Genomic DNA, 18,929 nt, shown 5'->3' with positions numbered 1-18,929 from the left:
ACTGGGGCTATGACCATGAGCGAGAAGAACACGACCACCACCGTCGAGGACGAGGTCCCGCCGCAGCGGGCCGCCTCGACCGAGCCGCTGCTCGAAGTGAAGGGCCTGACCAAGCACTTCCCGATCTACGGCGGCTTCCCCATCAAGCGGAAGGTCGGCGCGGTCCAGGCCGTCGACGGCGTGAGCCTGAGCGTCTACCCGGGCGAGAGCCTGGGCCTGGTCGGCGAGTCGGGCTGCGGCAAGTCGACCACCGGCCGGCTGCTCACCCGGCTGCTGGAGCCCACCGCGGGCTCGATCACGTACAACGGCAAGGACATCACCCGCGCCAACCGCAAGCAGCTGGCGCCGATCCGGTCCGAGATCCAGATGATCTTCCAGGACCCGTACGCCTCGCTGAACCCGCGGCAGACCGTCGGCACGATCATCTCCAGCCCGATGGAGATCAACGGCATCAAGCCGCCCGGCGGCCGCGAGGCCCGGGTACGGGAGCTGCTGGAGACCGTCGGCCTCAACCCGGAGCACTACAACCGCTTCCCGCACGAGTTCTCCGGCGGCCAGCGCCAGCGCATCGGCGTCGCCCGCGCGCTCGCACTGGAGCCGAAGCTGATCGTCGCGGACGAGCCGGTCTCCGCGCTCGACGTCTCCATCCAGGCGCAGGTCGTCAACCTGCTCCAGGATCTCCAGCGCGAGCTGGGCATCGCCTTCGTCTTCATCGCCCACGACCTGGCCATCGTGCGGCACTTCTCGGAGCGCGTCGCGGTGATGTACCTGGGCAAGGTGGTGGAGGTCGCGGACCGCGACTCGCTCTACAACCGCCCGCGTCACCCGTACACCCACGCCCTGCTCTCCGCGGTGCCCGAGGCGGACATCGACCTCGACAAGAAGGAACGGATCCGGCTCGCCGGTGACGTCCCCTCGCCGATCATGCCGCCGTCCGGCTGCCGGTTCCGTACGCGCTGCTGGAAGGCGCAGGACAAGTGCGCCACGGAGGAACCGCCGCTGGTCCAGATCGCGGGCAGCCACGAGGGCCACCTGACGGCGTGCCACTTCCCTGAGGAGCCGACGACGGAGGCCCGGGACGAGGACGTCGTGATGGATCCGGCGCTGGTGGCGATCGAGAAGGGGCTGTCGAAGGAGGACTGAGCGGCGCGGCTGTGTCGTTCCTCCAAGCGCTGTACGGGCCGAAGTCGGCCCGTACAGCGTTTTCGTGTGCGACCCGGCGGTCCGAACTCGCAGCTCGCGAGCGTACGTCCGACGTTGCGATCGGTAACCGGGTCGCGACAGAATCCGCTCTATGGCCAAGGGCGGGGACGACATATCGGGGACGCGACAGGCGGTTCGGCAGGCGGAGCAGCCGAATTGGGGGGATCGCTGATGTCGGGTGCGGGTGGGGTGGACTGGGGTGGGCTGGCGGAGAAGGGGCTCGGTAAGGCGGAGGAGGTGTGGGACGAGGGGAAGCGGAAGGTCGGTGAGGGGGTCGACTGGGCGACGGACCGGACGGGTTCGGTCCTGGAGCGTCTCGACCACCACGCGGTCGCGGATGTGGTGGAGGACTGGGGCGACCGGACCGCTTCCTCGCTCGGTGCGAAGGTCGGTGAGCAGCAACTCGGTGAGAGTGAGGAGGCCGATGAGCTGATTCACGGCCGTGCGGGGGACATCGCGGCGAGTGTGAAGAACCTGCGGGACTTCGGGGCGGCGTTCGATCTGGTCGGCCAGGGGCTGAAGAGTCTGGACTCGGGTCACTGGAAGGGCGAGGCGGCCGAGGCGTTCCGTGAACGGTTCCAGAGCCTGCCGACCGACTGGCTGCATGCGGCGGACGCCTTCGAGGATGCGGCGGGGGCGTTGGAGACGTATGCGAAGACGGTGACGTGGGCGCAGGGTGAGGCGCGGGAGGCGGTCGCCCTCTACAAGGAGGGTGAGGCGGCGTCGAGGTCGGCGCGTGCCGCGTGGGACAAGGAACGCCTGGCTCACGAGGAGTCGTTGGCCGGTGATGCGTCGTTGCCCGATCCCGGTGGGTTCACCGACCCCGGCGATGCGAAGCGCAAGCGGGCCCAGGAGATTTTGGCCGGGGCGCGGCGTCAGCGTGATGAGGTTGCGGGTACGGCGAAGAGGGCGGTGACCGCTGCGTTGGCGCATGCGCCGGCGGAGCCTTCGGCGACCGAGCGTGCGAAGTTCAACCTGGACGATTTCAGCGTGGCCCAGGGGGTGGAGCGGACCCACATGGTCTCCGGCATCGCCAAGGGGACGGTTGGGATCGTCAGTTTTGTGCGTGCGGTCAATCCGCAGGATCCGTACAACGTGACGCACCCAGCGGAGTACTACCGAAGCGTCAACATGACCCTGGCCGGTCTCGCCTCCACGGCGGCCCATCCCGACCGGGCGCTGAAGGGCGCGTGGGAAGCGCTCAAGAGCGACCCCGCCGAATTCGGCGGCCGCCTCGTGCCCGAACTCGCCACCACCAAAGGCGCCGGAGCAGGCCTCAGGGCCGGCCTGAGGGCTGGCGTGAAGGATGGCCTCAAGGAGGGCGCCGAATCCACCGCACGCAGCAGTGTGCACGACCCGGCCAAGCCGTCACGGCCCGAGAATGCGGTGGAGAAGGGCCCGACGGACCCGGTCGACCTCGCCACCGGGACGATGTATCTGCCGCAGACGGACGTCGTCCTGCCGGGCGCGCTCCCGCTGGTGTTCCGCCGGCGTGTGGCCTCCGACTACCGGGCGGGCCGGTGGTTCGGTCCGTCCTGGTCGTCCACCGCGGACCAGCGTCTGGAGATCGACTCCGAGGGGGTCATCTTCGTCTGTGAGGACGGCCTGCTCCTGTCCTACCCGCACCCTGCACCGGGCGCCCCGGTGATGCCCAGCCACGGCCCGCGACGGCCCCTCGCCCGCGACACCGACGGGGACTACACCGTCACCGACCCGGCCACCGGCCGGGTCTGGCACTTCGCCACCCGGGACGAAGAGACCGCCGCGCTGGCGCAGATCGATGACCGTAACGGCAACTGGATCGCCTTCGAGTACGACGAGACCGGCGCTCCGACGAGCATCGTGCATCACGGTGGCTACCACCTGAAGCTCACCACCGACCAGGGGCGCGTCACCGCCCTGCACCTGGCCGGAGCGGCCGCCGACGGTTCCGACCAGGAGCTTCTCCGTTACGGATACACGGACGGCCATCTCAGCGAGGTCATCAACTCCTCAGGCCTCCCGACGCGGTTCACCTACGACGAGCGCGCCCGGGTCACGTCCTGGACGGACACGAACGACAGCCGCTACGACTACGCGTACGACGACCAGGACCGGTGCATCGCCGAAGGCGGGGTGGAGGGCCATGTCGCGCTGCGGATCGACTACGACGGCACCGACCCCGAGACGGGCCTGCGTGTCACCACCGCCACCACCGGCACCGGAGCCGTCCACCGCTACGTGATCAACGACGCGCACCAAATGGTCACGGAAATCGACCCCCTCGGTGCGGTCACCCGCCTTGAGCGCGACCGCTACAACAACCTGCTGTCCCGCACCGATCCGCTCGGCCGCGTCACGCTCTTCCAGTACGACGACTCCGGGCGCCTTACGAGCGTGACGCGACCCGACGGACGCGAGGCCACCGCCGAGTACGACGACCTCGGCCTTCCCACTCGTACGACCAACCCGGACCGTACGTCGGTGCGCCGCGAGTACGACAGACGGGGAAACCTCCTCACCCTCACTGACGCGTCCGGCACCACGACCCGCCTCACGTACAACGATCACGGTCATGCGACGGCCGTGACCGACGCGCTCGGCAACACCACCCGTGTTCGTTACGACGCGGCCGGACAGCCGGCCGAGATAACCGACCCGCTGGGCGCCGTCACCCGTATCGAAAGGAACGCCTTCGGCCGCCCGGCCGCCGTCACCGACGCTCTGGGGGCCACCACCCGCCTGGAATGGACGGTCGAGGGAAAACCGGCCCGCCGGGTCGAAGCGGACGGCACCACCCAGTCGTGGACCTACGACGGCGAGGGCAATTGCGTCAGCCATGTGGACGCCATGGGCGCCGAGTCCCGCTTCGAGTACACCCACTTCGACCTCATGACAGCCCGCACCGGCCCCGACGGAGTGCGCCACGAGTTCGAACACGACACGGAACTACGCCTGACCCGGGTACTCAACCCGCAGGGCCTCACCTGGAACTACGCGTACGACGAGGCAGGCCGCCTCAGCTCCGAAACGGACTTCGACGGCCGCACCCTCGCGTACACGTACGACACGGCGGGACGCCTCGCCGAACGTACCGACGCCTTGGGCCAGACCGCCCGCTACGAGCGCGACGACCTGGACCGCATCATCGCCAAGGATGTCGAGGGGAGTGTCACCACCTTCGCGTACGACTATTCCGACCAACTGGCCGAGGCCGTAAGTCCGGATGCTTCGATCACCTTCCTCCGCGACCGCTTCGGGCGCCTCAAATCCGAGACCGTGAACGGCCGCGTGCTCACCTTCGGTCACGACACCCTGGGCCGCAGGACGTCCCGCACGACGCCCTCCGGCGCGACGAGCTCATGGACGTACGACGCGGCCGGCCGACGCTCCACTCTCACCACCACCGGCCGTACGCTCACCTTCGAGCACGACGCCACAGGCCGCGAACTCGCCCGCCACATCGACGACACGGTCACCCTCGCCTCCAGCTTCGACGTACTGGGGCGCCTCACCGGACAGCACATCACCAGCGCCGACCGTGGCATCCAGGCCCGCGCCTACACGTACCGGGCGGACGGCAACCTCACCGCCATCGACGATCAGCTCTCCGGCACCCGCCACTTCGACCTCGACGCCGCCGGCCGCGTCACCGCCGTCCATGCCCACGGCTGGACCGAGCGCTACGCCTACGACGAAGCCGGCAACCAGACCGAGGCATCCTGGCCCACCTCCCACCCCGGCCAGGACGCCACGGGCCCTCGCAGCTACTCCGGAACCAGCATCACCCGGGCCGGAAACGTCCGTTACGAACACGACGAACTCGGCCGCATCACCCTCCGGCAGAAGCGGAGGCTCTCCCGCAAACCCGATACCTGGCGCTACACCTGGGACGCCGAGAGCCGCCTGACCGCAGTCACCACCCCTGACGGCTCACGCTGGTTGTACCTTTACGACCCACTCGGCCGCCGTATCGCCAAACAGCGGCTGGCTGCGGACGGAATCACGGTCGAGGAACAGGTGGACTTCACCTGGGACGGCACGACCCTCTGCGAACAGACAAGCCAGTCAGCGGAATTGCCGAACCCGGTCACCCTCACCTGGGACCACCAGGGCCTGCACCCCATTGCGCAGACCGAACGCATTACGGCGGCGGACGCCCCGCAAGAAGAAATCGACCAGCGATTCTTCAGCATCGTCACGGACCTCGTCGGCAGCCCCACCGAACTCATCGACGAACAGGGCGACATAGCCTGGCGGACCCGCACCACGCTCTGGGGTACGACCACATGGAATACGGACGCCACGGCGCACACGCCACTCCGTTTCCCGGGCCAGTACCATGACCCCGAAACCGGCCTCCACTACAACTACTTCCGCCACTACGACCCCGAAACCGCGCGCTACGCGTCCCCGGACCCGCTGGGCCTCTCCCCAGCCCCGAATCCCACCACTTATGTCAACAACCCCCACACCTGGTCCGATCCGCTGGGGCTGGGACCATGCCCCGATAATGTCGCTCTGGGGACTCGGAAGGAGGGAGATCTGAGGAATTTTGCCGAAACTCGAAACTATACTCACTTTCTCGATCAATCGCAGGAAGGTGCGTTGTCGTCTGTCCGCAATGCGGCGCACGAGCAGCCACACGTTCGGCTGCATATCACCCTGGATGGATTCCGAGGCCTGAAAGACCAAGTTACTGACAATCTTCCCGAGCTTTTCGAAGCGGCGTACACGCGAGGGAAGGGAGATAACTGGTACACAACCGAGCGTGAGATGGCTATCGTTGGGGATTCGGTGAAATGGGAAAACCGTACCTGGGACAGTATTTCGTTCTACTATAAAGGTAATGACGTGACTGCACGCATCCCTCGCCCAGATTTTCTAGGAGGATAACATGGAGAAAGTTGCCGAGTGGGACCGCGAGTTCAGGATCTGGCACTACACCGTCAGTTATTCGCAACTCCTGCTCCGAAGTATCAACGTGGAAGGTTCGGAAACTCGGATCGATGTACTGTTCTCGAACGTTTCGATGATGAACTTGCCGTCGTCGCTGGAGCGTCTGCGGATTGACCGACTTGAACCTTCCGACCCTCAAGCGCGCGCGCATGAGGGTGCACATCAAAATAGAGAAATGAGTGTGTACCTCCTGGGCGGTGGCGAGTTTTACATCTATGCGACTCATTGTGGGTGGCATGAAGATCTCGGAGGTCCCCGCACGCCCTCCAAGTTTGGACCACTGCGTGGACTCGACTAGGTTCCCTGTGAGTTCGCCGAGCTTTTGCGATTACATTCACGGCCCACAGGTGCGTGATGGGCACTTCCTAAAGGGTGTATGCGATCTCCTGGAATTCTGAGGCTACGCACGATGACCGAGTCCTGTTGGGCAAGGTCAGAGCGAGCGGCCTCTCGGTCATAGGTATCTCCGGTGTGCCTGGGGCGCCTACGATCGATGAAGCGTGGAGGGCTGTTGCAAACTTTGAGGTTGAGCCAATCGCCACTACTCCACTGAAATCCGCATGTACTGCCCATGAAGTAAACAGTCTCTGATTGCAGAGCTCAAGAGAATACGGGATTTTTAACGAGGGAGGTTCTTTTCTCGTCACGGTCGTAAGTGGCGGCAGTAGGGAAATTGGCTGGGTGGAGGTCTCCCTGACGCCGGAGACGGATGTATCCAAACTTACAGATGGCCAAGGAAGGGTGGAATTCATTGCACGCTCTCACTCCGGTCATCACATCTGTGGAGTAACGGCAGAGGAGTATGACTACTGGATCGTCAGCCTCCCTGTGGAGGAGTAGCCCGGCTCCGGGTTTGCCCCCTCACGGTGAGGGGGCAAACCCACGCCCAGCAGCCACCAGTTGAAGATTGTGAAAATGGGGCAGCCCGTCGGGAGTCGTTGTTCTGTAACCTTCGACTAATGGTGAAGATAATGTCTCGCTATGAGGATCTCACACCCTACTCATACCTCCGGGAGGCGATCCCGGCATCCCGTACGGCTCTAAATGTGGGCTGGCTGGGTAAAGGGCACGATTTCCGTGTAGGTGAAACTTCCGATGTTTTTAAGGGTGCCTTGGTCGATCTTATCGAACATCACCCACGCGCGAGAACCAGAGGTTGGCACTCCTGTGCGCTGCCGCACGGATGGGCTCGCCTACCGTGCCCTTACAAGATGAAGTCAGAGCATAAGGAGATATCCCTTGGATCCGCCGAGGTGCGTGTCGTAGCATCAGGCGGGGAAATATTCATAGCGCCGAATCTCGTATATCACTACATCTTTGATCATTATTACCAACCTCCTGAGGAATTCGTCCAGGCGGTAATTCTCGGACACCCTCTCCCAGAATGCATCGCAGACTGATACTCGGGGCGAAGGGGGCTCAGACCCCCTTTTTTACTTGTCGGCATCGGAAGGTCAGTGCGCTCCGGCATGTCCTGATCGGCCGCCGCTACCTCACTGAAATCCAAAAGTCTGGAAAGAGTTGACATCTCGGGTTCCGTCGAACGTGACGTGCATCCTGGCGGCGGCGTTTCCGGCCCGTCTTGCCGGTGATGTGCAGAGCGTCCTGGCGGTGATGCCGGATGCCAGCCTCCAGCCGGTACGCTCCTTCGAGGTTGGGCTGCAGGGCGGGAGCATCGCTATCCCCTCGCGGATCTACAACGAGGAGCCGGATGTCGGTTGGGAACGGGTGCTGACCGAAACGCAGCAGATGGTCTTGCATTGCCTGTATTCCCGGCACAGTGACGGCCGGGTTCGCCAGCGCCACCTCGAACAGCTCATGGCGTCGAGGGAGCAGTGGACTGTCCCATTCGTGGTACAGCTGGCCGGCGAATACGTGCTGGAGATCATTGATGCGATCAGCCAAGGGCTTCCCGACCTTGCTGTCCCGGGCTCTGCCTGTCGCAGGCTGTACGGCGAGTTCATCGCACGTAATCCGGCCTTTTTCGCACGCACAGAGCGACGCGTGGTGAGCTACTGGTCGGTGTACTACCGCTGGAAGTACACCGAGTTCGGGACGTATCCGGGGTCCGCGCTGATGGAAGCGTTTCGGGCAGCCGCGTCCGAGTATGTGGGCGCGCGGTGGCCGCGCAACACGCCGCCTCCGCTGGCGGAGTGACCGGTGGTTCGCCTGGGTGTGGTGGTGGCTCCAGCCCGCGAGGGTGAGGTTGCGCCGACGGGCAACGCCGAGGATGGCGTGGTGAACGCCGGAGGGCGAGTCGCTTGATCGCGTCCGTGATGACGTTGGTCCGGGGTCAGTGACGGTTGAATCTCAGATGCGGGCAGCGGACTGTACCGCTCCGTGAGCGTCGCCCTCAGTTCGCCGAAGTCGCCCGCCGCATCCCGGTGCGTCCCAGCCGGCCTGCACGGCCCGGGTCTTCGCCGCGACTGCCGACTGGACGCAACCCGCCCCTGCCGCGCGTCTCACTGTCCCCGAAGTGACGTCCCTCATCGAACAGTCGAATGGGCCCGGCTCAGGCGAGGTGGGTGAGGAATGTGCTCCAGGCGTGATGGCTGAAGCCGAGCACGGGGCCGGTGGGGCGTTTGCTGTCGCGGACCGGGACGAGGTGGGGGACGTGGTCGGCGACCTGTATGCACTCGTTGTTCCCGCCGCTGTATGTGCTGGTACGCCACTTCGCGTCCGGCGGAACCAGCGTGCTGGCACGTGAGTTGTTCATGCTCTGTGCTCCTTGGCCCTGCGATGGATGACGGCACGGGACTCCGTCGGGGAGAGCGCGGAGGTGCGTGCCGCATCGAACAGGTCCTGGTAGCGGGTGACTTCGGCCTCCCGCTCCAACCACATGGAGCCTGTCGGGTTGTCTGCCAGCACTACGTCGAGCGCCCCGTCCTCGGGAAATCCCAACACTACGTAGGGGCCGAACATACTCGCATGGGCGCCGCGCGAGAACGGCAGCACCTGGACCGTCACGTTGGGCTTTCCGGACATGGTCAGCAGGTGCTGCAACTGCGCTTTCATTACTTCTGCTCCGCCGACCTGCTGCATGAGAACGGCCTCCGAGAGGACGGCCCAGAGCGGCAAGGGCGAGTCCTCCGCGAGACGTTCCTGGCGGGCGAGGCGTACCCGGACGAAGCTCTCGATCTCGTCCGCGGTCTCCCACAGTTGCGACGCCACGGTGACGGCCCGAATGTACTCCGGAGTCTGGAGCAGGCCAGGGATGAGCTGTGCCTGGAACGTGCGGATCGATCCCGCCATGGCCTCCAGCGCGATGTAGTCGCGGTACGTGTCGGCGAGGACGGAACCGTACTGGTTCCACCAGCCGTCCCTGCGGCGGCGGTTGGCCTTGCGAGCCAGTGCGCTCAGCCGCTCTCGTAGCTCCGGCTCCGATGCCTCGTATGCGTGCAGCATCGCCGTCAGGTCGGGGAGTCGGACCGCCACCCGGCCATTCTCGATCCGGCTGATCTTGCCTTTCGTGCAGTCCAGAGCTTCGGCCGCCTGGGAAGTGGTCAGCCTCGCCGACTCTCGCAAGCGGCGCAATTCTTCGCCGAGTTGGCGGCCGAGGACAGTCGATGGGTTCGGGGTGACGTTCTTCGCTGACATACGGACACGTCTATCAAAGCAACAGATTCGTCGGAACAGGCTTAACTCGAAAGAGGGAACATCGACATGGTGCCCTTCGGCAACGTTGCAGATTCGTGTGATGCGCGTACATGCTGCTCGCCATGGACATCGGCGTCCCGGCGTGAACTGCCAGCTCTGTCATGGGACTCCGGTTGAGCTTCGACTCTTTGGGAGTTGTCGTGGGTGAACCGTACGAAGTGAGTTTCCGGCTGACACGTCGCCGCAGCAGCGTTCCGAGGGCCCGAGCCGTCTTGCGCGCCGCGATCGACGATTGGGGCGTGGGTCAAGACGTCGCGGAATCCGGGGAGTTGGTCCTCTCCGAGCTGGTGACCAACGCCCTGCGGGTGCCCGTGCCCGCCGATCGTCAGGTAAGCGTGCGGATCGCGCGCTCGGCGGAGAGTGGGGTGCTGCGGCTGGAGGTGGGTGACGCCGGTGCGGGTACGCCCGGGGTGCGGGTGCCTCGTGACGACGAGACCGGTGGGCGCGGGTTACTTCTGGTTGAAGCACTGGCCGAGCGCTGGGGGGTCGAGGCGCGCGCCGGTGGGGTCGGGAAGATCGTTTGGGCGGAGCTGGCGGCGCCGAGGAGCGGGCCTGCGGTTGCCCTCCCGCCCGGTCCGTGCGTACAGGGATGGGGATGGAGCGCCTGGCTCGTGGTCCCCGGTGTGCGCGGCGAGAGAACGGCCGGGCCAGGGGTGCCGGGCTCCGCACCCGTTCCCGTACCCGAATGCCCGTGACGCGGGAATTCGGGTACACGACTTCGCCCCCCCCGGCCCCCGGCCCCCCCGGCCCCCGGCCCCCCCGGCCCCCGGCCCCCGGGCGCCCCGGCGGGCGTCCGCCGCCGCGCCGTCGGGGGCCGCACGTACAGCCGCGATCAAGGTGCGGGCCCTCACCGTATGGGGTGTATTGGGGGCAGGTGAGACGTGCGTCCGATGAGGAGGTACCCATGCGCGGAGCCACACACGTCACATGGGCCGCCTGCGTGACGGCCGTGGCGTTGGTGGGTACGGCCTGTGGCGGGGGGAGTGGCGACAGCGGGGGAAGCGGCGCCGACGGTGTGGTGCGGTCCTCCTGGGGGGATCCGCAGAATCCGCTGGAACCGGCGAACACCAACGAGGTCCAGGGCGGCAAGGTCCTCGACATGGTCTTCCGGGGGCTGAAGCGGTACAACCCGAAGACCGGCAAGGCCGAGAACGCACTCGCAGAGAAGATCGACACCAAGGACTCGACGCATTTCACGGTCACCGTCAAGGACGGATGGACCTTCAGCAACGGGGAGAAGGTCACCGCCGCGTCCTTCGTGAATGCCTGGAACTACGGCGCGGATCTCAGGAACAACCAGAAGAACGCCTACTTCTTCCAGTACATCGAGGGTTACGACAAGGTCCACCCGGAGTCCGGGCAGCCCACCGCGAGCACCCTGTCGGGGCTGAAGGTCACCGGGCCGCGGACCTTCACCGTCAAGCTCTCGCAGCGCTTCTCCACCTGGCCGGACACCCTCGGCTACGCCGCCTTCGCGCCGCTGCCCCGCGCGTTCTTCGACCACCACGCGGCCTGGGTCGCCAAGCCCGTCGGCAACGGCCCGTACAGGATCCAGAGGTACACCAAGGGATCGCAGATGTCCCTGCGCACCTGGAAGAAGTACCCGGGCAAGGACAAGGCGCGCAACGGTGGTGTGGACCTCATGGTCTACACGGACAACAACACCGCCTACACCGATCTGGTCGCCGGCAACCTCGACCTGGTCGACGACGTCCCGGCCGCGCAGCTCAGGAACGCCAAGACCGACCTGAACGGCCGGTACATCAACACCCCGGCCGGCATCATCCAGACCCTGGCGTTCCCGTACTACGACAGGCGGTGGAACACCCCGAAGGCCGTCAAGGTCCGTACCGGCCTCTCCATGGCCATCAACCGCGCCCAGATCACCAAGACGATCTTCCAGAAGACCCGTACCCCCGCCACCGACTGGACCTCCCCGGTGCTCGGCGCGGGCGGCGGCTACAAGGCCGGGCTCTGCGGCAGGGCCTGCGACTACGATCCGGCCGCCGCGAAGAAGCTGGTCTCGGACGGCGGCGGCATTCCCGGCGGCCGGCTCACCGTCACGTACAACGCCGACACCGGCTCCCACAAGGACTGGGTCGACGCGGTCTGCAACAGCATCAACAACGCGCTGGGCAACGACAGGGCGTGTGTCGGCAGCCCGGTCGGCACCTTCGCGGACTTCCGCAACAAGCTCGGCCAGAAGAAGCTGACCGGCCCCTTCCGGGCGGGCTGGCAGATGGACTACCCGCTGATCCAGAACTTCCTCCAGCCCCTCTACTACACCAACGCCTCCTCCAACGACGGCAAGTGGAGCAACCCCCAGTTCGACAAGCTCATCAACGAGGCCAACGCCGAGACCGACAAGAAGACCGCGATCCAGAAGTTCCAGCAGGCCGAAGGGGTCGTACGGGACCAGATGGCGGCCATCCCGCTCTGGTACCAGAACGGCAGCGCCGGGTACTCGGACCGGATCACCCACGTCGAGCTGAACCCGTTCAGCGTGCCCGTCTACAACGAGATCGAGGTCCGCTGACCGTCGACGCCCCGGGCCCGTCGCGCTCGCCCCCGCAACTGAAGACCACGACCCCGGGAGCCCATCATGGGACGTTATGTGATCCGGCGTCTGCTCCAGATGATCCCTGTCTTCATCGGGGCCACGCTGCTGATCTTCCTGATGGTCAACGTGATGGGCGACCCCATCGCCGGACTCTGCGGCGACCGGCAGTGCGATCCGGCGACCGTGGCCCGGCTGCGCGGCGAGTTCGGCCTCGACCAGCCGGTGTGGCAGCAGTACCTCACCTACATGGGGCACGTCTTCTCCGGCGACTTCGGGACCGCCTTCAACGGCCAGAAGGTCATCGACCTGATGGCCACGGCCTTCCCGGTCACCGTCCGGCTGACGATCGTGGCCGTCGTCTTCGAAGTCGTCATCGGCATCGCCTTCGGCGTGATCACCGGCCTGCGCCGGGGCCGCCCGGTCGACACCTCCGTACTGCTGCTGACCCTGGTCGTCATCGCCGTACCGACGTTCGTCACCGGCCTGCTGGCGCAGCTCCTGCTGGGCGTGCAGTGGAAGGTCATCTCGCCGTCCGTCTCCGCCGCCGCGCCGCTCGGCGAGCTGATCGTCCCCGGGCTGGTGCTCGCCTCGGTCTCGCTCGCCTACGTCACCCGGCTGACCCGTACGTCCATCGCCGAGAACGCCCGCTCCGACTACGTCCGTACCGCCATCGCCAAAGGTCTGCCCCGACACCGGGTGATCACCCGGCACCTGCTGCGCAACTCGCTGATCGCGGTGGTCACCTTCATCGGTACGGACATCGGGGCGCTGATGGGAGGCGCCATCGTCACCGAGCGGATCTTCAACATCCACGGCGTCGGATTCCAGCTCTACCAGGGCATCCTGCGCCAGAACACCCAGACCGTCGTCGGCTTCGTGACCGTGCTCGTCATCGTCTTCCTGGTGGCGAATCTGCTGGTGGACCTTCTGTACGCCGTTCTCGACCCGAGGATCCGGTATGCCTGAACTCCTGCGGCCGCCGCCCGACGACAACGGCGGAGCCATCGCGTCCACCGGAGCCGGCGGCGCGATGGACCTCGCGACCAGCGAGGGGGGCACCCTGGAGCGGGGGCCCGGCGGACCGTACGGCGGCGGGCCGGCCGGCAGGCCGCGCAGCCTGTGGTCGGACGCCTGGCGCGATCTGCGCCGTAACCCCGTCTTCATCGTCTCGGGGCTCGTCATCGTCTTCCTGGTGATCATCTCGATCCGGCCGTCCCTGATCGCCGGCGGCAACCCGCTCTCCTGCGATCTGGCCAGGGCTCAGGAGGGCTCCCGGCCCGGCCACCCCTTCGGATTCAACGGGCAGGGCTGCGACGTCTACACCCGTACCGTCTACGGCGCCAGGACCTCCGTCGTCGTCGGCGTCTGCGCCAGCCTCGGCGTCGCCGTCCTCGGCTCGGTCCTCGGCGCACTCGCCGGATTCTTCGGCGGGCTCCCGGACGGGGTGCTCTCCCGGGTCACCGACATCTTCTTCGGGATCCCGGTGGTCCTCGGCGGACTGGTGCTGCTGTCCGTGGTGACCAGCTCCACGGTCTGGCCGGTGATCGGCTTCATGGTGCTCTTCAGCTGGCCGCAGATCTCCCGGATCGCCCGCGGCTCCGTGATCACCGTCAAACAGAACGACTTCGTACAGGCGGCGCGCGCGCTCGGCGCCTCCAGCACCCGCATGATGCTGCGGCACATCATGCCCAACGCCATCGCGCCGGTGATCGTCGTGGCGACCATCGCGCTCGGTACGTTCATCGCGCTGGAGGCGACCCTCTCGTACCTCGGTGTGGGGCTCAAATCGCCGACCGTGTCCTGGGGGATCGACATCTCGGACGCCTCGCCGTACATCCGCAACGCCCCGCACATGCTGCTCTGGCCGGCCGGCGCGCTGGCGGTCACCGTGCTCGCGTTCATCATGCTCGGCGACGCGGTACGCGACGCCCTCGACCCGAAGCTGCGTTAGGGGTGCCCTGTGCTGCTCGAAGTGCGCGATCTGCGGGTGGAGTTCCGTACCCGCGACGGGATCGTCCAGGCCGTCAACGGCGTCACGTACTCGGTGGAGGCCGGCGAGACGCTCGCCGTGCTGGGCGAGTCCGGCTCCGGCAAGTCGGTCACCGCGCAGGCGGTCATGGGAATCCTGGACATGCCGCCGGGCCGGATCACCGGCGGCGAAGTGCTGTTCCAGGGCCGCGACCTGCTGAAGCTCAAGGAGGACCGGCGGCGCAAGGTGCGCGGAGCCGAGATGGCCATGATCTTCCAGGACGCGCTGTCGTCGCTCAACCCCGTACTCACCGTGGGCGCGCAGCTCGCCGAGATGTTCATCGTGCACCGGGGGATGTCCCGCAAGGAGGCGCGGGCGAAGGCCGTCGAGCTGATGGACCGGGTCAGGATCCCGGCGGCCAGGGACCGGGCGGGCGACTACCCGCACCAGTTCTCCGGGGGGATGCGCCAGCGCATCATGATCGCGATGGCGCTCGCGCTGGAACCCGCGCTGATCATCGCCGACGAACCGACCACCGCACTGGACGTCACCGTCCAGGCCCAGGTGATGGACCTGCTCGCGGAACTCCAGCGGGAGCTGAACATGGGGCTGATCCTGATCACCCACGACCTCGGAGTGGTCGCCGACGTCGCCGACAGGATCGCGGTCATGTACGCGGGACGCATCGTGGAGAGCGCGCCGGTGTACGACATCTACAAGGCGCCCGCCCACCCGTACACCCGCGGCCTGCTGGAGTCGATCCCGCGCCTGGACCAGAAGGGCAAGGAACTCTACGCGATCAAGGGGCTGCCGCCGAACCTGCTGCACATCCCGCCCGGCTGCGCCTTCCACCCGCGCTGCCCGATGGCCCAGGACGTGTGCCGCAGGGACGTGCCGCCGCTGTACGAGGTGGCGGGAGAGCGGCGGAGCGCCTGCTACTTCTGGAGGGAGACGCTCGATGGCTGACTCCGCGGCGGCCGGTCCCACCGGCTCCGCTCTTCTTGAAGAGGCCGGCTCCCCGGCGGCAGAACCCCTGCTGGAAGTACGAGACCTGGTCAAGCACTTCCCGCTGACCCGGGGCATCCTCTTCAGGAAGCAGGTCGGGGCGGTACGGGCGGTCGACGGCGTCTCCTTCGACCTCGCAGCCGGGGAGACCCTCGGCATCGTCGGGGAGTCCGGCTGCGGCAAGTCGACCGTGGCGAAGATGCTGGTGAACCTGGAGAAGCCGACGGCCGGCCGGATCCGGTACAAGGGCGAGGACATCACCGAGCTGTCCGGGCGCGCGCTGAAGGCGGTGCGCCGCAACATCCAGATGGTGTTCCAGGACCCGTACACCTCGCTCAATCCGCGGATGACCGTGGGCGACATCATCGGGGAGCCGTTCGAGATCCATCCCGAGGTGGCGCCGAAGGGCGACCGGCGCCGCCGGGTCCAGGACCTGCTGGACGTGGTCGGGCTCAACCCCGAGTACATCGGCCGCTATCCGCACCAGTTCAGCGGCGGTCAGCGTCAGCGCATCGGCATCGCCCGCGGGCTGGCGCTGCGGCCGGAGATCATCGTCGCCGACGAACCGGTCTCGGCCCTCGACGTGTCCGTCCAGGCACAGGTCATCAACCTGATGGAACGGCTCCAGGACGAGTTCGGCCTCGCGTACGTCTTCATCGCCCACGACCTGTCGATCGTCCGGCACATCTCCGACCGGGTCGCCGTGATGTACCTGGGCCGGCTGGCCGAGATCGGCACGGACACGGAGATCTACGAGCACCCCACGCACCCGTACACCCAGGCGCTGCTCTCGGCCGTACCGCTGCCCGACCCCACGGCACGGGAGCGCCGGGACCGGATCATCCTGGCGGGCGACGTCCCGTCCCCGGCGAATCCGCCGTCGGGCTGCCGCTTCCGTACCCGGTGCTGGAAGGCGCGGGAGAGGTGCGCGGTGGAGGTCCCGGAACTGGCGGTCCCGGAGGTCTTCAGGACGGGGCGGGGGGCCGTCGCGCATCCGTCGGCCTGCCACTTCGCGGAGGAGCGGCGGATCGTCCCGGGGGACGGATCCGGTGATCGTACGGGGGACGGATCCGGTGACGGTACGGGCGTCGGCACGCGTGGTGACGCAGGGGGCAAAGCGCTGTAAACCGCATCAATTTCGTTAACACGCGCGCAACTTGGTCGACCCGGTACCGATATACGGACGCGTCAGGCTGAACAGCGTACGGCCGTGCGGGTGCCGTAGACCGGCCGGGACTCCAGGGTCCCGGCCGGTCGCCCGTTCAGGGCGTGCTCAGCGTGCTCGCGACCTGCTCACCGTGCTCGCTACCTGCTCAGGACATGCCCAGCGACCGCTTGAGGAAGTCGACTTGGAGCAGCAGCAGGTTCTCCGCGACCTGTTCCTGCGGTGTCATATGGGTCACCCCGCTGAGCGGCAGCACCTCATGGGGCCGGCCCGCGGCGAGCAGCGCCGCGGAGAGCCTGAGCGTGTGCGCCACCACCACGTTGTCGTCCGCGAGGCCGTGGATGAGCATCATGGGCCTGGCCGGTTCCCGGGCTCCGGAGAGGCCGTCGTCCGTGACCAGTGAGTGGGCCGCGTACACCTCGGGCTGCTCCTGAGGGGTGCCGTAGTAGCGCTCCATGTAGTGCGTGTCGTAGAGCCGTACGTCGGTGACGGGCGCGCCCACGATCGCCGCGTGGAAGATGTCGGGCCTGCGCAGTACGGCGAGCCCGGCGAGCCAGCCGCCGCCGGACCAGCCGCGGATCGCCACCCGTCCGGTGTCGAGCGGGAACCGTCCCGCGAGGTCCTGGAGCGCCTCGATCTGGTCGTCGAGGATGAGCAGCTTGTTGTTCTTGATCGCCTTCTCCCAGGCGGGGGAGCGGCCCGGGGTCCCCCGGCCGTCGGCGACGATCACCGCGAAACCCTGGTCGGCGAACCACTGCGAGGTGAGATGGGGGTTGTGCGCGGCGACCACCCGCTGGCCGTGCGGGCATGCATAGGGATCCAGGAGGACCGGAAGCGGACCATCCGATTCCTGGTAGCCGGTGGGGAGCATGACGGCGCACGGAATGCGCTGTGCGCCCCCCTCGGTGAGCCGTGCGCGAGCCGTGAGCGCCGGCTGCTCGGCGTACGAGGTGATGGTGGTGAGCTGCTTGCCGTCCCGGAAGACGCGCACGGACACCCCGGCGGTGTCCGGCCCGGCCGACGCGAGCACGGTCACCGCTCCGGTACGGACCGCGGAGTGCACCCCGACGCCGTCCGAGAGGCGCTCGGTCCCCCTCTCGGCGACCCGGTAGACGTGGATCTCCCCGGTCTCGGGATCGGCGGCCTCCTCGCCCGCCGACGCCGAGACCAGGATGTCGTCCTCACCGATGTCCAGCACCGCCCGCACGTGCAACTGCGGCCCGGTCAGCGGCCGGTCGCCGGCCATCAGGACGCGTGCGCCCCCTTCGTCGGAGAGCCGGACGAGACGTCCGTCCGGCGCCCAGGCGGGTGCGCCGGTGGGCAGCTCCAGCCAGGCCGGGTCCTCGTCCCGGTGTACGGGCCGGGTCGCGCCGGTGTCCGTGTCGACCGCCAGATACAGCTGATCGCGCTGGTCGCGGCTCTGTACGAGCAGGAGCGGGGCGCCCTGGGCGGACCAGTGGACCCGGGCCAGGTAGGGGTAGTCGGCGCGGTTCCAGATCACTTCCGTACGCGCGGTGCCGCCTGCGTCCCCGCCCGCTGCCTCCACCGCGCCATCCGAAGTCGCCGCTCGGCCGGGCCCGTTCAGATCGACCAGAAACAGCCGTACGTCCGCGTTCGGTGTGCCTGCCGCCGGGTAGGCGACCTGGACCGGTTCCCGCTCGGGCCGGGACGGGTCGGAGATCCACCACCGCCGGACCTCCGTCGTGTCGGCCCGCGCGACCAGCAGCCGATCGGACTCGGGAGACCACCAGAAGCCCCGTGAGCGGCCCATCTCCTCTGCGGCGATGAACTCCGCCAGACCGTACGTGACGTCCTCTCCAGCGCCCGCCTGCGGCCCCGCCAGCTCGCGGTCGCCCTCCCCGTCCGCGCCGACCACGCGCAGCGCCCCACGCGCCACATATGCGATGTGCCGCCCGTCCGGCGAGGGGCGGGGGTCGATCACCGGTCCGGACGCCGGGAGTCGGCGTGCCGTCCCTGCGCGCAGTTCGGCCGCGTACAGCCGCCCGGAGAGGGTGAAAGCGGCCAACTCCACGGCGCCGTCCACCGCGTAGCCCACGATGCCCCCCGACCCCTCGCGGCTCCGCTCGCGCCGGGCCCGCTCCTCGGCGGAGAGATTCTCGGCGACGCCTCCCAGCAGCGACTCCGGGTCCGCGGCGATCCGTTCGGCCCCCGCGGCGGCTGACGGACCGTCAAGATCGAGCACCCAGAGGCGGTTCGCGCGGTCCGTGCCCGACGTGGAACGGAGGAAGACCACCCGCTTGCCGTCCGGGGACACGGTGAACGCGCGTGGGCTGCCAAGAGTGAACCGCTGGGTTCGGGCCGACTGACGCGGGAACGAGACTTGCTGGCTCAAGGTCATACGACCGAAAATAGCGCCCGTGCGCCCCCCTGTGCTGCCATGCACCGATCGATGCGTACGTACGGATAGTTAT

General features: G+C 67.3%; 13 protein-coding genes. 10 read left to right on the top strand and 3 right to left on the bottom strand.

Going from position 1 to position 18,929, the window contains the following annotated elements; genetic code table 11:
- Positions 1-15 precede the first annotated feature (15 nt).
- The 4 genes from ACIOJD_RS03295 (at position 16) to ACIOJD_RS03280 (ending at position 8,298) form a co-directional block, all read left to right on the top strand.
- The gene (locus ACIOJD_RS03295; RefSeq protein ID WP_401907952.1) at positions 16-1,143 is read left to right on the top strand and encodes an ABC transporter ATP-binding protein; all 1,128 of its coding nucleotides are present in this window, start codon (positions 16-18) and stop codon (positions 1,141-1,143) included.
- Positions 1,144-1,374: 231 nt separating this feature from the next.
- The gene (locus ACIOJD_RS03290) at positions 1,375-6,078 is read left to right on the top strand and encodes a putative T7SS-secreted protein (RefSeq protein ID WP_401907951.1); all 4,704 of its coding nucleotides are present in this window, start codon (positions 1,375-1,377) and stop codon (positions 6,076-6,078) included.
- A 1-nt stretch (position 6,079) separates the two neighbouring features.
- Positions 6,080-6,439: a hypothetical protein gene (locus ACIOJD_RS03285; protein ID WP_401907950.1), complete on the top strand. Its 360-nt coding sequence runs from the start codon at positions 6,080-6,082 to the stop codon at positions 6,437-6,439.
- A 1,247-nt stretch (positions 6,440-7,686) separates the two neighbouring features.
- Positions 7,687-8,298 carry a hypothetical protein gene (locus tag ACIOJD_RS03280; protein ID WP_401907949.1) on the top strand — a complete coding sequence of 204 codons (612 nt, stop codon included), beginning with the start codon at positions 7,687-7,689 and terminating at the stop codon, positions 8,296-8,298.
- 355 nt (positions 8,299-8,653) lie between these two features.
- Here the strand turns inward: ACIOJD_RS03280 and ACIOJD_RS03275 are convergent, their stop codons facing one another.
- Both ACIOJD_RS03275 and ACIOJD_RS03270 read right to left on the bottom strand, forming a co-directional pair.
- Positions 8,654-8,857 (bottom strand): DUF397 domain-containing protein, encoded by a 204-nt coding sequence (locus ACIOJD_RS03275; RefSeq protein ID WP_401907948.1) that lies wholly within the window; start codon positions 8,855-8,857, stop codon positions 8,654-8,656.
- Positions 8,854-9,738 (bottom strand): helix-turn-helix domain-containing protein, encoded by an 885-nt coding sequence (locus tag ACIOJD_RS03270; protein ID WP_401907947.1) that lies wholly within the window; start codon positions 9,736-9,738, stop codon positions 8,854-8,856. The genes ACIOJD_RS03275 and ACIOJD_RS03270 overlap by 4 nt, the downstream gene beginning before the upstream one ends.
- Positions 9,739-9,899: 161 nt before the next feature.
- Here ACIOJD_RS03270 and ACIOJD_RS03265 point away from each other — a divergent pair, with 161 nt between their 5' ends.
- The 6 genes from ACIOJD_RS03265 to ACIOJD_RS03240 all read left to right on the top strand — a co-directional run bounded on the left by ACIOJD_RS03265 (position 9,900) and on the right by ACIOJD_RS03240 (position 16,458).
- A complete protein-coding gene (locus ACIOJD_RS03265; RefSeq protein WP_401907946.1) occupies positions 9,900-10,493 on the top strand; it encodes an ATP-binding protein in 594 nt (197 codons plus the stop codon).
- A gap of 209 nt (positions 10,494-10,702) precedes the next feature.
- Positions 10,703-12,334 (top strand): ABC transporter substrate-binding protein, encoded by a 1,632-nt coding sequence (locus tag ACIOJD_RS03260; protein ID WP_401907945.1) that lies wholly within the window; start codon positions 10,703-10,705, stop codon positions 12,332-12,334.
- A gap of 66 nt (positions 12,335-12,400) precedes the next feature.
- Entirely contained in the window at positions 12,401-13,324 is a 924-nt protein-coding gene (locus ACIOJD_RS03255; RefSeq protein WP_401907944.1) for an ABC transporter permease, read from the top strand.
- Positions 13,317-14,309, top strand: a complete 993-nt coding sequence (locus tag ACIOJD_RS03250; protein ID WP_401907943.1) for an ABC transporter permease — start codon at positions 13,317-13,319, stop codon at positions 14,307-14,309. The genes ACIOJD_RS03255 and ACIOJD_RS03250 overlap by 8 nt, the downstream gene beginning before the upstream one ends.
- 9 nt (positions 14,310-14,318) lie before the next feature.
- On the top strand, positions 14,319-15,293 hold the full coding sequence (locus ACIOJD_RS03245; RefSeq protein ID WP_401907942.1) for an ABC transporter ATP-binding protein: 975 nt from the start codon (positions 14,319-14,321) through the stop codon (positions 15,291-15,293).
- The gene (locus ACIOJD_RS03240; protein ID WP_401907941.1) at positions 15,286-16,458 is read left to right on the top strand and encodes an ABC transporter ATP-binding protein; all 1,173 of its coding nucleotides are present in this window, start codon (positions 15,286-15,288) and stop codon (positions 16,456-16,458) included. Before ACIOJD_RS03245 ends, ACIOJD_RS03240 begins: the two co-directional genes overlap by 8 nt.
- A gap of 187 nt (positions 16,459-16,645) precedes the next feature.
- On the opposite strand, the gene ACIOJD_RS03235 is transcribed toward ACIOJD_RS03240, so the two are convergent.
- Positions 16,646-18,856 (bottom strand): prolyl oligopeptidase family serine peptidase, encoded by a 2,211-nt coding sequence (locus tag ACIOJD_RS03235; RefSeq protein ID WP_401907940.1) that lies wholly within the window; start codon positions 18,854-18,856, stop codon positions 16,646-16,648.
- Positions 18,857-18,929: the final 73 nt, after the last annotated feature.

Origin of the sequence: Streptomyces sp. NPDC088116 (genome assembly GCF_044741745.1) — a bacterium.
GTDB lineage: Bacteria > Actinomycetota > Actinomycetes > Streptomycetales > Streptomycetaceae > Streptomyces.
The sequence above is the reverse complement of the archived record's forward strand: the minus strand, read 5'-3'. Positions and strand labels throughout refer to the sequence as shown.